Origin of the sequence: Nocardia sp. NBC_00416, assembly GCF_036032445.1 — a bacterium.
Classification (GTDB): domain Bacteria; phylum Actinomycetota; class Actinomycetes; order Mycobacteriales; family Mycobacteriaceae; genus Nocardia.
Window position 1 is genome coordinate 4,463,311 of the sequence record NZ_CP107932.1, and the last position, 15,631, is coordinate 4,478,941.

A 15,631-nucleotide genomic window follows, 5' to 3' on the forward strand; every position below is an offset into this window, starting at 1 on the left:
GACCGCGCGGGCCGGGACGATCCCGACCAGCGGATTCATCCGATAACCGGACGTATGATTACCAACCTGTGATATGCCACGAAACCTGTTCCCCATCCGCTTTATTCGCGGTATAACCGGCTGAACGCCCCGATTGCCGACCGACTGCATGCACGGTATGTTCCGATCGGTAAAAACTAGACCTCCGGTTGGTTCGGTGTGGAGTGAATCATAACTGAAACGGCCACGCACCAAAAAGAGGTCGATCGTGATGCGGAGGCGACAGAGGCGGATGGAAACACCGCGACCGTGGCAATTCAGCCTGTCCAACTGGTCGGTCACCCGCAAGGTCGGCATCGTCCTGGTGTTGCCGGTGGTGCTGGCAACCCTTTTCGCGGTGCTGCGGATCAACAACGAGCTGCGCACCCTGGAACAGCTCGACGCCGCGACCGAACAGTCCCGCATCATCGGACCCATCATCGGCTACAACGCCGCCGCGGAACATCTCGCGGTGACCGCGACCGCCGGCTGGGCGAACAACTCCGAACCGCGGGCCTCGGCAGCGCTCGCCAGCTTCGATTCGGCCCACAACACCCTCGAACGGGCGCTGGACTCCAACCAGCTCCGTCCGGAGGTCTCGCGTGAACTCGACTCGGCGCTGACTCTCGGCACCACCATGCGCACGGGGCTCAGCAACGGTTCCCCCGCCATGCTCGGCGACCAGGCCGATGAGATCGCGGTGCGGATCGGCAACGCGCTCGCGCAGTCGCCCACCGTCGAGGACCTGTCGATCCAGCGCTACTTCCTGCAGGTGAGCGCCATCCAGAACGCGCGGCGGTCGCTGACCGCGCAGCGCCTGGTCATCAGTTCTCCCACCGCCGAGGACAATCCGGCGATGCGGGCGCGCGTGCTCACCTCCGGCGGCGCCGAACTGACCATGGTCCAGCAGTACGGACAGATCATGCCGGATGTGGCCGGCAATATGCGTCCCCTGCTCGACGCGGTGCAGACCCGGCTGGCGATCTTCAGCCAGGGCACCCAGGGCGCGATGACCGATCCGGCCGCGCGGCAGTCGTTGGACGCCAGTTCGCTGGCTTACCAGACCACGACCGATCAGCTGACGGCCACCATCGAAGGGGCGCTGCACCATGCGACCGTCTCGGCGCAGAACAGTGCCCTGCGCGAGACCGCGCTGCTCGTCTCCGCCCTGCTGGGCGGCCTGACCCTGGCGCTCGCCGTCGCCCGGACGTTGGTGGTCCCGGTCCGCCGGCTGCGCCGCGACGCGCTCGAGGTGGCGCATGTACGCCTGCCCGAGGAACTCGAGCAGGTTCGCGGCGGCGCCGAGACACCGGAGATCGAGCCGGTCGGCGTCCACGGCACCGAGGAGATCGGCCAGCTGGCCCGCGCCGTCGACGAAATGCACCAGCAGGCCCTCAATCTGGCGGCCGACCAGGCGCGACTGCGAGTGCAGATCGGCAATATGTTCGAAACCCTCTCGCGGCGCAGCCAATCGCTGGTGGAACAGCAACTCGGCATCATCGAAGATCTCGAACACGACGAGGACGATCCCGGGCGGCTCCAGAATCTCTTCCGGCTCGACCATCTCGCCACCCGCATGCGGCGCAATGGTGACAATCTGCTCGTTCTCGCCGGTACGGCGCTGCGCCGCGGCCAACTCGACCCGGTGCCGCTCTCGGATATGCTGTGGAGTGCGGTTTCCCAGGTCGAGGACTATCAGCGGGTCGAGATCGGCCATGTGCCCGAAGGCGTCGTCGCCGGTGAGCCGGCGGTCGATATCGAGCATCTGCTCGCGGAAGTCATCGACAACGCGCTCCGGTACTCCCCGCCCAATACACCGGTGGCGGTGACCGTTTCCCGCGCGGTCGACGGCGGATATCTCATCGAGATCACCGATCGCGGGCTCGGCATGGCCACCGAGGATCTGCAGTCCGCCAACGCGCGCCTTGCCTCCGGTGGTGAGATCAATGTCGAAACCGCGCGCCGGATGGGCCTGTTCGTCGTCGGCCGGTTGGCCAAGCGTCACCAGATCACGGTGGGCCTGCGACGCACCTCGACCATGGCGCAACAGCCCGGGATCACCGCCAGCCTGCATCTGCCCGGCCTGCTGGTCTCGCCCGATACCGGCGCCGACAACCCGAACATCCTGACCGCGGATCTGTCCATGACGCCGCCGCCGGCCCCACCGCAGTCGCGGCAGCTGGTGCCGGTTCCCGATCTGCCGTCGGCGGATTCGTGGTCGACGCGCACGGAGTTCGCGCCGGCGCGGCCGCTGACCCGGACTCCCGCGGCCGAGTCCCCCGCCTTCGGCACGACCACCACCGGACTGCCCCAACGTCGCCCGGGCAGCGAGCTCCCGGTAAGCATGGGGGCCGGGCGGGACCCGTCCAACGGCAACGGATCCCGGGACACCTTCTCGGCGTTCGACCCGGTCCCCGAACCACCGGAACCGGATGAGTCGCCCACCGGTCTGTGGTCGGAAACCTATAAGACCCAGTCGTTCCCGGCCCCGGTCGATTTCCCGGCCCCGCCCGACACCGCCTACCGGTCCCCCGCCGCCGAAGCGCCGCCCGCACTCACCTCCAGGTCCGGGTTGCCCATCCGGCGGCCGGGTATGGACCGCGATGATCCGTTCGGCCGCCCCGAGGTACGCCGGGACGAACCGGTCGCGAGCACGACCACATCCACCCGGCTGCAGCCGGTCGGTGGCGAAACACCCACCCCGATCTACCAGCGTATGGTGTCGGAATGGCTGGTAGAGCCGGCAACTACCCAGGAACAACCGCGCCAGGATTGGACCACGCCCGCCGATATCGGCTGGCTGGCCGCCGAGGACGCGGCCACGCCGAGTTCGGAATCCAAGACCGCGAACGGGCTCCCCATCCGCCGGCCGGGCGCGCAACTCGTACCCGGTGGCCTGGCCCCCGTCGAAGACGAGGCCCCGCGGGATCCGGCGGAGATCCGGAGCAATCTGACAAGACATCTGAGCGGAGTCCGCAGTGGGCGGGCCGATGCGCAGCACAATGACGGAGGGCTTGCATGACCAACCCGAAGAGCAGCACGGACGAGAATTTGAACTGGCTCGTCGCCAGATTCACCCGGGACGTTCCGGGCGTCTCCCACGCCGTCCTGGTCTCCGCGGACGGCCTGCTGCAGGCAGTCAGCCCCCACCTGCCCGCCGATCGCGCCGAGCAACTGGCGGCGGTCACCGCGGGGCTGGCCAGTCTGGCCACCGGCGCTGCCCAACTGTTCGACGGCGGCAAGGTGATGCAGTCGATCGTGGAGATGCAGCGCGGTTACCTACTGGTGATGAGTGTCGGCAACGGGTCTCATATCGCGGTGCTCGCCAACAAGCAGCACGATATCGGCCGAATCGGCTACGAGATGGCCCTATTGGTCGATCGGGTGGGCTCGGCCGTCAGCGCAACTGCCCGATCTACCGTCTGAGCGTCATGTCCCAATTCGGCCAAGGTATGCCCAATTACAACACCGGTGGGCCCGATTTCGGGCCCGGCGCGCACAACTACGGTCCCGGAGCACAGAACTTCGGCCCCGGTTCGTCGCAGCCCAACACCGGTGCCTATCGGTTCCAGGCTCCCCCACAGCCGAACAACTCTCGCCGTGCCGGACGGGTCCGCCCGTACGCCCTCACGTCCGGCCGCACCCAGCCGGCGGTCGACCTGCCGATGGAGGCGGTTATCGAAACCATCTCCTATCATGCACAATTCGATTGGCCGTCCGGCGACATCCGGGCCGAGATACTTCGGCTCGGGACCCACCAGTTGTCGGTTGCCGAAATCGCCGCGCATCTCGATCGCTCGCTGGGTATGGTCCGCGTCGTCATCGGCGATCTCGTCGTGGACGGCAACCTGCGAGTGCATTCGACTTTGACCGAGCAGGCGAGCTACGACGAGCGCCGGTCGCTGATGGAGAGGACATTGCGTGGACTCCGAGCCCTTTAGCAAACAGGGTGGTGCCGCGGCGGAATCCGAAACCCGCGTCGCATCGACCAAAATCGTGGTCGCCGGCGGATTCGGCGCGGGCAAAACAACTTTCGTGGGTGCGGTCTCGGAGATCGTGCCGCTGCGTACCGAAGCCATGGTCACCAGCTTCTCCGACGGCGTCGACAACCTGGAGGACACCCCCGATAAGCGGACCACCACGGTCGCCATGGATTTCGGGCGGATCATCCTGCCCGGCAACCTGACGCTGTACCTGTTCGGGACCCCCGGGCAGCGCCGTTTCTGGTTCATGTGGGACGACCTCATCCGCGGCGCGATCGGCGCAGTGGTGCTGGTCGACGCCCGTCGGCTGGAGGACAGTTTCGCGGCGGTCGACTTCTTCGAAGCCCGCAATCTTCCGTTCCTGATCGCGGTCAACCGGTTCCCGAACTCGCCGCGTTTCGCGATGGCCGAACTCCGCGAGGCGCTGTCGGTGCGCGAGGGTGTGCCGATCGTGGATATCGATGCCCGCGACGCGAAAGAGGTCCGGCAGTCGCTCGCCGCCGTCACCGAATACGCGATCAACCGTCTGAAGGCTCAGGAATACGAGGGAGTCGCCCGGCATGGCTGAGGTGCTGGCCGCCGAGACGGTCGCGACCGTCGATCTGTTCACGATGGGCTACTGGCTCACCCTGTTGACCTTCGGGGTATCGGCTGTCGGCATGTTCGTGGGACTGGCCTGTGCGGTGAACGGCCGCCGTTCGGTGCGCTTCCGTCCGATCTGGGTGGCCGCGGCCGCTGTCGCGATCGGCGGTATCGGGGTATGGCTGGCCAGTACTGTCGCACTGCTGGGGATTTCCATCCCGGGCCGGATCCTGCGCTACGACATCTCGAAACTCACGCTCTCGCTGGTGTTCGCGGTGGCGGCGGTCTTTCTCGGGCTGTTGCTCGCGGGCCGCGAGTTCCAACTGAAGCGGATGGTGAACGCGGCCGCGGCGCTCGGAGTGGGCTTCGGAATCATGCTGTGGCTACAGCTGACCTCGGTCGATATCCAGGGCTCGGTGACGGTGGCCCCCTTGCTCTTCGTGATCGCGATCGTGGTCGCGGTGACCGCCTCGTCGCTGTGTGTATTCCTGTTCCAGCGCTTCCGCTTCCCGGCGGCCAGGGTCGGCTCGATCGCCATGTTCGGGGCCGGAGTGGCGGTGTTCTATTTCATCGGCATCTCCAGTCTCGAGTTCCGGGTCGATCCCGACGCGGAGCCGGCGCAGGGAATGGAACTGTTCGGCTACGCCTTCCCGATGTTCGTCATCGGCCTGTTGGCACTCGCCGTCCCGATCACCGCCGTTTTGGTGGCGCCGGACCGCCGCGACGACCCGGTCCCGTCGAACAAGACCGCCGGAAGCCGGGCCTCCGGCTTCTCCAGCGGTGACCGGGTGGGCAGTGACAGTGAGATTTCCGCTCCGGACGAGCGGCTCCGCCCCACGGCGGCGGCCGCTCTCGCGCAGCGTGCGCAGCCGCTGCCCGAACCGGCGCGCTGATGCCAGTGGAGACCGATTTCGTGCGCTCGGAACAGGAAGCACTGCTGCGGGAACTGTGGGCGCAGGTGCGCGGGTTGCGTACCGAGGTGGCCGAACTGCGGGTCGAGATCAGCGAGATGGAAGCGACCGTGGCCGATCTCGCCGTCCGGGTCGACCAGCCCGAGCGAGTCGAGCTGCCCTGGCCGGTATCGCTGTTGCTGCTGCCGGCCGCGCTGGCGCTGGCCATGCTGCGGCAAGTGGGCGAGCTGGCACAGGCGCTGTCGGCGGAATGCGAGCCGCAGCGAGTGGAATCGCCCGCAGAGATCGGGGAGAAAGCCCCCGAAAGTGGCGATGAGCGGGTCTCCCATCTCTGGGAGACCCGCCCTCACGCACGAGGATAACCGGAATAGACCGGTTAATCAGCACTCCGGCAAGATTTTCCGCCGATCACCGTGTCGAGGTCCGGAACCGTGACACCGGAACGGCGATCGGTCCGCAATCGATCAGAATGCGGTAGATCCAGGTCAAGGCCATGAACTCGCTTGCGGATCGGTTGCCGTGCCCGCGAGGGCAGCCCTGATCTCCGACCGGACAGACCTGCTACGCCGGCCGTTCCGCATCTAGGGGACCTGACACTTCACCGGAGTTTCCGGTCCAACAGACCCCGCCGCGCAGCCTCGAGCAGCCGGCGCGGTACCCGGTGCACGACACCGTCCACGGTGACCGGGACCAGATCCGGTGGCGTCGCCTTCCAATTCGACCGGCGGCTACGGGTATTGGACCGCGACAGTCTCCGCTTCGGCACTGCCATCTCAATGGTCCTTCCGGGGCCGCACGCCGCGTGTGCCGTACTTGCGCTGGAACTTCTCGACTCGGCCCTGGGTATCGAGCAGGCGGTGCGCACCGGTCCAGAACGGATGGGAATCCGCGGTCACGTCCACCACGAGCAGTGGATAGGTGTTGCCGTCGGTCCAGGTCACCGTCCGCGCGGCGGTGGCGGTCGACCGGGTCAGGAACCGGGTACCGGTACTCGCGTCCTCGAAGACGACCGGGTGGTAGTCGGGGTGGATATCGGCTTTCACCACTTCTCCTTCCGGGCGCGCTCGCCCGTATCGCCGCCGCGTCCGTCGCCGCCGGCGGCGGCCGGACTCGGTTCGTCCGGATCACAGGGGTCGGTATGCCATTCGCCGAACGGATCGGGCCAGCGGGCCACCTGATGCGGCGCCCGGTCGACCATCACCAGCTCGGCATCGTCGACCAGTGCCCGGTGCAGCACCTGCCGGACCTCGTCCGGGTCCGCCTCGTGCACCAGGACGATCAGCGAAGTGTCGCGGTCGCCGAAGCGGTCGTCCCAGCGCAGCCGGGCCATCGCCAGCCGCTCCGGATCGACCTCGGCGCGTTCCCGCGCCGTCATCGCCGCAAGCCAGCGACCCGCACCACCGATTCGCAGCCCGCCGCCCGCCGATTCCAGCCATACGACCTCATCAGGCTGGGTTGCCAGCCATACCCGCCCGCGCGCGGTGACCACGCCCTCGAACAGCACGTCCAGCGCATCGTGCAGCCGGTCGGGGTGGAACGGCCGGCTCGCCGCGAACTCCACTATCTCCACACCGATTTCCGGCCCCAGCGGCGGCTGCCCGCGCAGCAGTGGCGCGTGCGCGTCGAACACGCTGCCGCGGCGTGACCCCGGGGGAATGCGGATCAACAGGTTCTCCACCGCGTCGGGCGTCACCGCTGCATCGGGCCCCGCCCACAGTGCCGGGGCGACCGGCGCCAGCCGCGACAGCACCGCCCCGGTGCGGGCCCGCTCCAGCGGGCCTACGGCATCACCGCCGGTGACCACCAGCGCGTCTGCGAAATCGACCTGTCCGACCGCCAATTGGGCGACGGTGCGGTCGTCGTCGGCCCAGGCCCAGCCGAGTTCCTCCAGCGCTTCGTCGCCGGTCGCCGCGGCGAGCCAGGTGCGCGCGTCGATACCGGTGAGCACGGCCGCCACTCGGACATCACGCGCCGCGGGAGCGTCCACCCGGCCGACGATTCCGGCGACCACGACCTCACCGATACCTCGGCAGACGGATTGCGCTTCGAAGGCCGGATCCAAGGCGAGGACGATCCGCTGTACCGAATCGCGCGCGGCGAGGGTGCACAGCAGCGGCAGCAGATCCGCCTTCAGTGTGCACGAGACGCAGCCGTGCGCGAGTTCGTGTACGGACACCGATCTCGTCGCGCCGGTCGAGACCGTGCGGCGGACGATTCCCTCTTTCAGTTCGGTGAGATCGTGGCGCACCACCACCGTGCCCGCGGTCGCGCCGAGGGCGTCCGCGATGAGATCCACGGATCCGGCCGGGTCGCCGTGCAGGCCCGCGACCACCACGACAGGTGTGCGGCGGTCTCCTCGACCTGGGTTTTCTGGGAGCTGTGCGGAGTGGGACACCAACACCCTTTCGGTAATGATTTTCAATTACGACCCGGCACACGCTACAGTGTCGAACCGTTGTTGTCGAAAACGATTTTCATCATCGTTTGCTGGCATCCGCTAATCGGAAGGAGCCCTATGTCGGCGCACTGTCAGGTCACCGGACGCAAACCCGGATTCGGCAAGGCCGTCTCGCACTCGCACCGGCGCACCAACCGGCGCTGGGACCCGAATATCCAGCGCAAGACCTATTTCCTGCCCGGCGAAGGTCGCCGGATAACCCTGAACATCTCGGCCAAGGGGATCAAGACCATCGACCGCGACGGGATCGAGGCCGTGGTGGCCCGGCTCCGCGCCCGCGGCGAACGAATCTGAGCGGAGCAACGCGATGGCATCGAAATCGACCGATATCCGGCCGGTGATCAAACTCCGCTCGACGGCGGGCACCGGATACACCTACGTCACCCGCAAGAACCGGCGCAACGATCCCGACCGGATGGTCCTGCGCAAATACGACCCGATGGTCCGTCGGCACGTCGACTTCCGCGAGGAGCGCTGATGGCCAAGAAATCGAAGATCGCCCGCGACGAACAGCGGCGCGCGACCGTCGCCCGCTACGCCGAACGGCGGGCCGAACTCGAGGAACTGATCCGCAAACCGGGCACTCCGGAGGACGAGCGCCTGGCGGCGCAGGCCGCCCTGCACCGCCTGCCCCGGGACGCCAGTCCGGTACGATTGCGCAATAGGGACACCGCCGACGGGCGACCGCGCGGTTATCTCCGGAAGTTCGGCCTATCGCGTGTGCGTGTGCGCGAGATGGCACATCGGGGAGAGTTGCCCGGTGTGCGCAAATCGAGCTGGTAACCCCACTGATATCGGGAGTTAGGAACCGGTCACATGGCAGTCAAACGAGGCCCGTCGAAGAAGGCCCGCGCCGAGCAGGCCCGCCGACCGAAGAAGAACCCGCTGATCGCCGCGGGGATCGAAAAGGTCGACTACAAGGACGTGAACCTGCTGCGCACGTTCATCTCCGACCGTGGCAAGATCCGCAGCCGGCGGGTCACCGGGCTCACCCCGCAGCAGCAGCGTCAGGTCGCCGTCGCGGTGAAGAACGCCCGCGAGATGGCACTGCTGCCCTTCACCAGCCGCTGACCCCCGAGACCGAACGCCCGGCTCCGCCCCGAGGTGAGCCGGGCGTTTCGCTGTCCGCGGCGGCCTGAGCAACCCGCACCCCCACTACAGTGGTGGCCATGGTCACCTCGCGGGGAACTCTGGCACTGCTGGCCGTCTGCGCCGCCTTCACCCTCGCCGCCTGCGGCAATGACGCGGACAGCGCCACCCCGGAGCCGGGCACGACCCCGGCCACCAGTGCCGCCCCCGGCGCGAACTCACCCGCGACCCCGACCGAGGTCCCCGGGGCAGACCCCGGGCAGATCTTCACCGCCGACCCCAACCTGGTCGGCGCCCATCCCATCCCGTTCACCTCCTGGACCCGGGTGGGCGCGGACCGCATCTCCGTGCATTTCGAATCCGGGGTACCCGAGTGCTACGGCGTGGCCGCCGCGGTCACCGAAACCCCCGACACGGTCACCGTGGAACTCCGGCAGGGCACCCGCGCCGACGCCACCGGCAAGATGTGCGTGACGATGGCGGTTTTCGGCTCCCTGGAGATCCAGCTGGACGCCCCGCTGGGCAATCGCCTCGTCCTCAGCGCCGTCTGAACGGCCGCACGGACCACGGGCGTCCTGCCTGCGGCACAACATATTCCGTGCCCCCGAGCCCATGGGCAATGGAACCCGCGGCTGCCCGGCCGCCGGATCCCGCAATAGCGTGCTTCCCGTACGGGCAGCCGACGAATAAGGGATCTGCGGATATGCGACGTGTACTCGTCACCGGTTCGACGACGATAGCGATAGTTCTCGGCTCGGTGACGGGCACCGCCGCGGCCGGGACCGGGGTACCCCTCGGAACCGCACCTGTGCAGTCACCAGGTGTCGGCACCGGATCGGCCGACGCGCTGGCGATGTTGTTCTACACATTGTCCGGCATCCCCGATCCCTGCGCGCCGATCGTTCCGGTGTGCATACCGCCCCGGGTCGACTGACGCGCCGGCCTTCACGGATGCGCCCGCGGTTCTCGGTCCACTCGGGCCGAGAACCACGGGCGTCGCTATTTCCGGTTCGGCTCACGGTCAGTGAGCGAAGTGCCGGGCCCCCGTGAAATACATGGTGACCCCGGCAGCGCGGGCGGCATCGATGGTGTCCTGGTCGCGCACCGAACCGCCCGGCTGGACGATCGCGCGGATCCCGGCCTCCAGCAACAGTTGCGGCCCGTCCGGGAACGGGAAGTACGCGTCCGACGCCGCGACCGACCCCGCCGCTCGATCACCGGCGCGCTGGACGGCGAGCCGCACCGAATCGACCCGATTGACCTGCCCCATACCGACACCCACCGACGCGCCGTCGTGGGCCAGCAGGATGGCATTCGACTTCACGGCCCGGCAAGCGCGCCAAGCGAATTCGAGATCGGCGAGGGTGGCCTCGTCCGCCGGATCGCCGGCTGCGAGAGTCCAGTTCGCCGGATCGTCGCCCTCGGCGTCGACCACATCGCGCTGCTGTACCAGCAGCCCGCCGCTCACCGGCCGCAGTTCGGCACCGGACCGCGCGGGCGCCTCGGTGATCAGGATCCGGATGTTCTTCTTGCGCTGCAGCACCTCGACGGCGCCGTCGGCATACGCGGGCGCCGCGATCACCTCGGTGAAGATCTCCGCCACCTGCTGAGCCATCGCCACCGAGACTTCACCGTTGGTCGCGATCACGCCGCCGTAGGCGCTCAACGGATCGCAGGCATGCGCCTTGCGGTGCGCTTCCGCGATATCGGCGCCCGTCGCGATCCCGCACGGGTTCGCGTGCTTGACGATCGCGACCGTGGGGGCGGTGTGGTCGTAAGCGGCACGCAGCGCCGCATCGGCGTCGGTGTAGTTGTTGTACGACATCTCCTTGCCGTGCAACTGCCGCGCTCCGGCCAACCCGCGGCCACCGTTGCCGTCGGTGTACAGGGCGGCCTGCTGGTGCGGGTTCTCGCCGTATCGCAGTACCGCTGAGCGCTCCCAGACCGCGCCGACCCAGGACGGGAACTCCCCGCCACCGGCAGCCTCGTCGACGAGCGTCTCCGACATCCAGGTCGCGACAGCCACGTCGTAGCTCGCGGTGTGCTGAAAAGCCCTGGCGGCCAGGGCAGTACGCTCGGCCAGCGTGAAACCGCCGTCGGCCACGGCCTTTCGCACCTGGTCGTAGTCGCCGGTGTTCACCACGACGGCCACCGACGGATGGTTCTTCGCCGCGGCCCGCACCATCGACGGACCGCCGATATCGATCTGCTCGACGCATTCGTCGGGGGTCGCGCCACTGGTCACGGTCTCGGTGAACGGATAGAGGTTCACCACGACGAGCTGGAACGCCTCGATACCGAGTTCGGTGAGCTGATCGAGATGTTCGGGCTTTCGGGTGTCGGCGAGGATGCCGGCGTGCACTCGCGGATGCAGGGTTTTCACCCGGCCGTCCAGGGTTTCCGGGAAACCGGTCAGATCCTCGACCCGGGTCACCGGAATACCGGCGTCCGCGATCCGCCCGGCCGTCGACCCGGTGGAAACCAGTTCGACCCCGGCCGCATGCAACGCGGTCGCCAGCTCTACGAGCCCGGTCTTGTCGTAGACGCTCACCAGCGCCCGGCGGATCGGTGTGCGCTCACTCACCGGAGAACTCGCTCATCTGGGATAACTGCCTTTCGTCCATCGGAGACAATTCCGCGGGTGGCGACGGCGGCGACAACCTCCACCAGCAACCGTCGCTCCACGACTTTGATGCGCTCGTGCAGCCCGGCCTCGTCGTCCGCCGGATCGACCCGAACCGGTTCCTGCGCCAGGATCGGGCCGGTGTCCACACCGGCGTCCACCAGGTGCACGGTGGTCCCGGTGACTCGAACCCCATAGGCCAGTGCGTCACGCACGCCGTGCGCACCGGGGAACGCGGGCAACAGCGCCGGATGGGTATTGATGATCCGGCCGCCGAAACGGTCCAGGAACGCCGGTCCGAGCAGTTTCATGAAACCCGCGCACACCACCAGATCGGGCGAGTAGCCGTCGACCGCCGCGGTGAGCGCGCGATCCCATTCGGCGCGATCCGGGTGATCACCTACCGCGGCCCGGAAAGCGGGGATTCCCGCCGCCTCGGCATGCTCGGCGGCCGGACACTGCCGATCCACACCCACCGCGCGGATCCGCGCCGGATATCCGGGATCGGCCGCGGCGTCGATCAGAGCGCGCAGCAGCGAACCGGTCCCCGAGGCGAGTACGACCAGTCCGGCCGGGGTGGAATCGGTGGGTTCCGGGGCGGTCAGGGCTCTACTCCTGGAGTTCGAAGGGACGGCGGGGCGGGTGCCAGCCCGCCGGCGGGAGCGAACCCGCGGCACGGATAGAGCCTAGTAGACGCGGTCGGAGGACCGACCGGCGGCGGTCGGCCACCGGCCACTCGGCTGACCAACCTCCCTGGACCTCACACCTAGCGGCCGTCTCCGGTATCGCCGTCGAGCACATCGGACTCGACCACCTCGGCATCCAGGATCTCGGGCGCGGTTTCCGTGGATCCGGCGACACCCGAGCGCGGCGGCTCCTCCTCGACGACCTCGGCTTCGACCTCCACCGGCTGTTCCGGTCCGGGCGACTCGGCGCGCGGACGGTCGAGCAGTCCGGCGTAGCGACCTGGCCGGTCGGCGGCCGTATCGCCGGGGAGTTCGGGAAGCCGGCCGAAGGGCAGGGCGCGGTCCGCGGTAGTCCGACCGGGTGCGGGATCGGCCGGGTAGTCCTCGTCGTAATCGGCGTCGTCGGGATCGAACAGCGCATCGGGGTGGCGTATGAGCGGCGTCGGGAACGAGACGACGAAAGTGCGCGCGAACAGTAGGCCCGCGTACCCGGGTATCGCCAGCCAGGCGAACACCGCGAGCGCGAATACCGGCAGTTCGAGACCCAGTCGGCCGAAGTTTCCGAGCTCGCCGCCGGACGCCGCGGCCAGTACGGTGAGCGCCGCGCTCCCGAGCCCGGCCGAGGCGAGCAGTGCCCAAGGCGCGCCGGGCCGGTCGTAACTCACCCGAGCCGACTCCACCCCGCCGTACACGCCCACCGCGGCGGGCACGAGCAGGAGGACCGCCCACCAGATCACCGCGGGGCCCGTAGGGACGGCGGCGAGTAGCGGCACAGCCGGAATCGGTCCGCCCACCACCGTGAACACCCCGATCGACGCATCACCGAACTGAACCCCCGGCCCGACCAGCACCCCTACACCGGCGATCATCGCGTTCGGCAGATACAGCAGCGAGAGCAGGGTCAGGCCCAGTACGTCCACGAAACCCTCTGCGGGCCCGTAGGTCTCACCGACCCGCGACCAGTGCACCACCAGCGCCAGCACGAGCAGAACCGCCGCGGCGGCGAGCAATCGCAGCACCGATCGGCCCGCGACATACGCGGCGGCGATCACGTCGTAGGGCAGGCCCTCGAATATCCGCTCCCGGCAACGGAACGCGACACCGCACACGACGGCGGTCAAGTGCAGCAGCAGAACCCAAGCGAAGGCGGTCAGTGGATTCGGCCGCTGCAGGGCGATCGAACCCGACGCGTCCTCGGTGACCGCCAGACACACCGCGGTGATCAGCAGCGGACCGCCCACGGCGGCACCGCACAGCCAACCGATCTCGGCCCGGGTGGGTTCGGTATCGGTGGCGGCGACCGCTTCCCGCACCGCGGCCCACAACAGCACTGCTGTCGGCAACACCGGCAACAGGCCCACGGTGGTGGTGCCGATGAGCAGTGGCACTTGATGAACGGCGAGCCAGCCGGCGGCGACCGCACCGCTGAGGCCGGTGAGATCGCTCCCCGCGGTGAGCAGGGTCACGAGCATGGTGACCACGATGGCGGCCAGCGCGAAGGCGGCGGGACGGAAGGCTACGAAGAGCAGGACCCGGGCGCGGTCGGGTGGAAGCGAGAGAAAGCCCGGCTCAGCACCGGGTCGCGCCGAATCCCCGCGCGCGCCCCGGATCGGCTGGTTCGACGAGGTACGCGGGGAACTCATGGATTTCAGAGTGGCAGCCGCCCCGGCGCGGGCGCTTCAGGCGCGCCGCGCCGGGTGCTGCCAGTGATCACTTCTGGTCGTCGGACTGCCGGAACGCACGGGTGGCGTCGGCGGCCGGATCGGCGGGCTGTTCGCCGCCGAAGGGCTGAGCCGGCTGGCCGGGCTGCTGCGGCTGCTGACCGTAGGCCTGCTGTTGCGGCTGCTGGCCGTAGGGGGAAGGCTGCTGGCCGCCCGCATACGGCGACTGCTGCGGCTGCTGACCGTAGGCCTGCTGCTGTTGCTGACCGTAGCCCGGCTGCTGACCGTAGGCCTGCTGCTGGCCCTGCTGGCCGTAGCCCGGCTGCTGCTGCTGGCCGCTGCTGTACTGCTGGCCGTAACCCTGCTGCTGACCGTATCCCTGCTGGCCCTGGTACTGCTGCTGGCCGTAACCCTGCTGGCCGCCCGGGAATCCGCTCGGGGTCGCCGGTCGCGCGGCCGGCGGGGACAGGATCCCCGCGTCGAACAGCACGACGGCCACGGCCAGGCCCGCCTGGATCAGCGCGAGAACCAGGATCAGGTACAGCCCGATCTCGGCCTTGGCGCCTTCGGGGAGGCTGAACAGCTGGAACAGGATGGTGATGAAGGTTCCGGTCGCGATCGCCGCCGACACCCCGACCCAGTTCTGCTTCGGCAGCAACGACAGGCCCGCGAGCAGCGCGGCGATCAGCAGCAGTCCGCCGATCGTGGCTTCCTGGTATTCGAACAGGTTCAGGCTGGTGTCCGCCGACGACGGCAGATCCAGATCGCTGTCCGCGCCCACATAGGACAGGAAGCCGAGCAGGAAGGCGATCACGCCCACCGCGGCGACACCGATGGTCAGGAAGAACGGCAGTCCTTTCCCGCCGGCCTCACCGGCACTCGCACCACCGGCCGCCTGCTGGCCGGGATTGGGCGGAACGGAGGGCGGTACGGGTGCGTTGTACCCGGAGCCCCCGGTCGGGTATGACATGTCGTCATCTCCTAGGTCGAGTCATACGTACTTGACGGCTGAATTCCCTTTGACGCTACTGCACGCGCGCGCACAGGTCATCACCGAAGGATGCGGCTGTGGACAGGCAGTGGATCCCGCCCCGTGCGACCCGAGTGCACAAAGTACGGCGAGCCTGCCGGATCCCACGCCCGGGGGTCGCATTCAGGTTCGGAGCCGCCCGGCTCTGCAGCGACGGAGCGAAGAAGCACAGCGACCGACCGCGTGCGCACCCCCGAAGGACCGCGGAGGGTCGAGCGCGCGCACTGCCGTCGATAAACCGGCGACCATCGACACTCACCCAGTCGTGAACCCACCCACGCAGGTCGAGACACCCCTCCGCCCGAACCCCTCGCCTACTCCGGATAGTCCACCCGCCAGGTCGGGCCCGCCCCGGTTCTGGAGCAATAGAGCGCAGGAGCGCAGCGACTGAGCGCGCGCACACCGCCATCGACATATCGACGACCACTGAGCACTTACCGAGTCGTCGAACTGCCCACGCTGGTCAAGACGTATGTCCACCCACACCCCTCGCCCTCCCGACAGCCACCATTCCATGGTCGGGGCCCGCCCCGGTTCTGGAGCGACAGAGCGAAGGAGCGCAGCGACTGAGCGCCGGAGTGAAGAACCGG

At 68.4% G+C, this 15,631-nt stretch carries 19 protein-coding genes; 12 read left to right on the forward strand and 7 right to left on the reverse strand.

The window, feature by feature from the left end; genetic code table 11:
- Window positions 1-271 precede the first annotated feature (271 nt).
- From OG804_RS19150 to OG804_RS19175, 6 genes are all read left to right on the forward strand, one after another.
- Window positions 272-3,040, forward strand: a complete 2,769-nt coding sequence (locus OG804_RS19150) for a sensor histidine kinase (protein ID WP_328388387.1) — start codon at window positions 272-274, stop codon at window positions 3,038-3,040.
- A complete protein-coding gene (locus OG804_RS19155; RefSeq protein WP_328388390.1) occupies window positions 3,037-3,444 on the forward strand; it encodes a roadblock/LC7 domain-containing protein in 408 nt (135 codons plus the stop codon). Before OG804_RS19150 ends, OG804_RS19155 begins: the two co-directional genes overlap by 4 nt.
- Before the next feature lie 233 nt (window positions 3,445-3,677).
- A complete protein-coding gene (locus OG804_RS19160; RefSeq protein WP_280398197.1) occupies window positions 3,678-3,959 on the forward strand; it encodes a DUF742 domain-containing protein in 282 nt (93 codons plus the stop codon).
- Entirely contained in the window at window positions 3,940-4,569 is a 630-nt protein-coding gene (locus OG804_RS19165; protein WP_328388392.1) for a GTP-binding protein, read from the forward strand. Before OG804_RS19160 ends, OG804_RS19165 begins: the two co-directional genes overlap by 20 nt.
- Entirely contained in the window at window positions 4,562-5,476 is a 915-nt protein-coding gene (locus tag OG804_RS19170) for an MHYT domain-containing protein (RefSeq protein WP_328388394.1), read from the forward strand. Before OG804_RS19165 ends, OG804_RS19170 begins: the two co-directional genes overlap by 8 nt.
- Window positions 5,476-5,856, forward strand: a complete 381-nt coding sequence (locus OG804_RS19175) for a hypothetical protein (protein ID WP_328388396.1) — start codon at window positions 5,476-5,478, stop codon at window positions 5,854-5,856. The genes OG804_RS19170 and OG804_RS19175 overlap by 1 nt, the downstream gene beginning before the upstream one ends.
- A 236-nt stretch (window positions 5,857-6,092) precedes the next feature.
- Here OG804_RS19175 and rpmF read toward each other — a convergent pair whose 3' ends face one another.
- Genes rpmF through mrf form a run of 3 tightly spaced genes read right to left on the reverse strand, consistent with a single transcriptional unit; the run spans window position 6,093 to window position 7,829 of the window.
- Window positions 6,093-6,266 (reverse strand): 50S ribosomal protein L32, encoded by a 174-nt coding sequence (rpmF, locus tag OG804_RS19180; RefSeq protein ID WP_328388398.1) that lies wholly within the window; start codon window positions 6,264-6,266, stop codon window positions 6,093-6,095.
- Between the two features lies 1 nt (window position 6,267).
- Window positions 6,268-6,537, reverse strand: coding sequence for a type B 50S ribosomal protein L31 (locus OG804_RS19185; protein ID WP_328388400.1), 270 nt, complete (start codon window positions 6,535-6,537; stop codon window positions 6,268-6,270).
- The gene (gene mrf / locus OG804_RS19190) at window positions 6,534-7,829 is read right to left on the reverse strand and encodes a ribosome hibernation factor-recruiting GTPase MRF (RefSeq protein WP_328388402.1); all 1,296 of its coding nucleotides are present in this window, start codon (window positions 7,827-7,829) and stop codon (window positions 6,534-6,536) included. Before mrf ends, OG804_RS19185 begins: the two co-directional genes overlap by 4 nt.
- A 180-nt stretch (window positions 7,830-8,009) precedes the next feature.
- Between mrf and rpmB the strand changes: the two genes are divergently transcribed.
- The 6 genes from rpmB to OG804_RS19220 all read left to right on the forward strand — a co-directional run bounded on the left by rpmB (window position 8,010) and on the right by OG804_RS19220 (window position 9,975).
- Entirely contained in the window at window positions 8,010-8,246 is a 237-nt protein-coding gene (gene rpmB, locus OG804_RS19195) for a 50S ribosomal protein L28 (RefSeq protein ID WP_328388403.1), read from the forward strand.
- A 13-nt stretch (window positions 8,247-8,259) separates the two neighbouring features.
- Complete coding sequence (gene rpmG / locus OG804_RS19200; protein WP_328388404.1) at window positions 8,260-8,430, forward strand: 50S ribosomal protein L33; 171 nt, start codon at window positions 8,260-8,262, stop codon at window positions 8,428-8,430.
- Window positions 8,430-8,735 carry a 30S ribosomal protein S14 gene (gene rpsN / locus OG804_RS19205; protein ID WP_328388405.1) on the forward strand — a complete coding sequence of 102 codons (306 nt, stop codon included), beginning with the start codon at window positions 8,430-8,432 and terminating at the stop codon, window positions 8,733-8,735. Before rpmG ends, rpsN begins: the two co-directional genes overlap by 1 nt.
- A 33-nt stretch (window positions 8,736-8,768) precedes the next feature.
- Window positions 8,769-9,023 carry a 30S ribosomal protein S18 gene (gene rpsR, locus OG804_RS19210; protein ID WP_328388407.1) on the forward strand — a complete coding sequence of 85 codons (255 nt, stop codon included), beginning with the start codon at window positions 8,769-8,771 and terminating at the stop codon, window positions 9,021-9,023.
- A gap of 98 nt (window positions 9,024-9,121) precedes the next feature.
- Window positions 9,122-9,592, forward strand: coding sequence for a hypothetical protein (locus OG804_RS19215; RefSeq protein ID WP_328388409.1), 471 nt, complete (start codon window positions 9,122-9,124; stop codon window positions 9,590-9,592).
- A gap of 152 nt (window positions 9,593-9,744) precedes the next feature.
- Complete coding sequence (locus OG804_RS19220; RefSeq protein WP_328388411.1) at window positions 9,745-9,975, forward strand: hypothetical protein; 231 nt, start codon at window positions 9,745-9,747, stop codon at window positions 9,973-9,975.
- Between the two features lie 87 nt (window positions 9,976-10,062).
- On the opposite strand, the gene purH is transcribed toward OG804_RS19220, so the two are convergent.
- The 4 genes from purH to OG804_RS19240 all read right to left on the reverse strand — a co-directional run bounded on the left by purH (window position 10,063) and on the right by OG804_RS19240 (window position 14,981).
- On the reverse strand, window positions 10,063-11,625 hold the full coding sequence (purH, locus tag OG804_RS19225) for a bifunctional phosphoribosylaminoimidazolecarboxamide formyltransferase/IMP cyclohydrolase (RefSeq protein ID WP_328388413.1): 1,563 nt from the start codon (window positions 11,623-11,625) through the stop codon (window positions 10,063-10,065).
- Complete coding sequence (purN, locus tag OG804_RS19230) at window positions 11,622-12,269, reverse strand: phosphoribosylglycinamide formyltransferase (RefSeq protein ID WP_328398537.1); 648 nt, start codon at window positions 12,267-12,269, stop codon at window positions 11,622-11,624. The genes purH and purN overlap by 4 nt, the downstream gene beginning before the upstream one ends.
- A gap of 161 nt (window positions 12,270-12,430) precedes the next feature.
- Window positions 12,431-13,993 (reverse strand): cell division protein PerM, encoded by a 1,563-nt coding sequence (locus tag OG804_RS19235; RefSeq protein ID WP_328388415.1) that lies wholly within the window; start codon window positions 13,991-13,993, stop codon window positions 12,431-12,433.
- A gap of 67 nt (window positions 13,994-14,060) precedes the next feature.
- Window positions 14,061-14,981 (reverse strand): DUF5336 domain-containing protein, encoded by a 921-nt coding sequence (locus OG804_RS19240; RefSeq protein ID WP_328388417.1) that lies wholly within the window; start codon window positions 14,979-14,981, stop codon window positions 14,061-14,063.
- Between the last annotated feature and the right edge of the window lie 650 nt (window positions 14,982-15,631).

Coding starts and splice junctions, on each gene's coding strand:
- rpsR (WP_328388407.1), top strand. CDS start 8,769: ATGGCAGTCAAACGAGGCCCGTCGAAGAAGGCCCGCGCCGAGCAGGCC.
- OG804_RS19215 (WP_328388409.1), top strand. CDS start 9,122: ATGGTCACCTCGCGGGGAACTCTGGCACTGCTGGCCGTCTGCGCCGCC.
- rpmB (WP_328388403.1), top strand. CDS start 8,010: ATGTCGGCGCACTGTCAGGTCACCGGACGCAAACCCGGATTCGGCAAG.
- rpmF (WP_328388398.1), bottom strand. CDS start 6,266: ATGGCAGTGCCGAAGCGGAGACTGTCGCGGTCCAATACCCGTAGCCGC.
- OG804_RS19240 (WP_328388417.1), bottom strand. CDS start 14,981: ATGTCATACCCGACCGGGGGCTCCGGGTACAACGCACCCGTACCGCCC.
- rpmG (WP_328388404.1), top strand. CDS start 8,260: ATGGCATCGAAATCGACCGATATCCGGCCGGTGATCAAACTCCGCTCG.
- OG804_RS19150 (WP_328388387.1), top strand. CDS start 272: ATGGAAACACCGCGACCGTGGCAATTCAGCCTGTCCAACTGGTCGGTC.
- OG804_RS19235 (WP_328388415.1), bottom strand. CDS start 13,993: ATGAGTTCCCCGCGTACCTCGTCGAACCAGCCGATCCGGGGCGCGCGC.
- rpsN (WP_328388405.1), top strand. CDS start 8,430: ATGGCCAAGAAATCGAAGATCGCCCGCGACGAACAGCGGCGCGCGACC.
- OG804_RS19170 (WP_328388394.1), top strand. CDS start 4,562: ATGGCTGAGGTGCTGGCCGCCGAGACGGTCGCGACCGTCGATCTGTTC.
- OG804_RS19155 (WP_328388390.1), top strand. CDS start 3,037: ATGACCAACCCGAAGAGCAGCACGGACGAGAATTTGAACTGGCTCGTC.
- OG804_RS19220 (WP_328388411.1), top strand. CDS start 9,745: ATGCGACGTGTACTCGTCACCGGTTCGACGACGATAGCGATAGTTCTC.
- OG804_RS19175 (WP_328388396.1), top strand. CDS start 5,476: ATGCCAGTGGAGACCGATTTCGTGCGCTCGGAACAGGAAGCACTGCTG.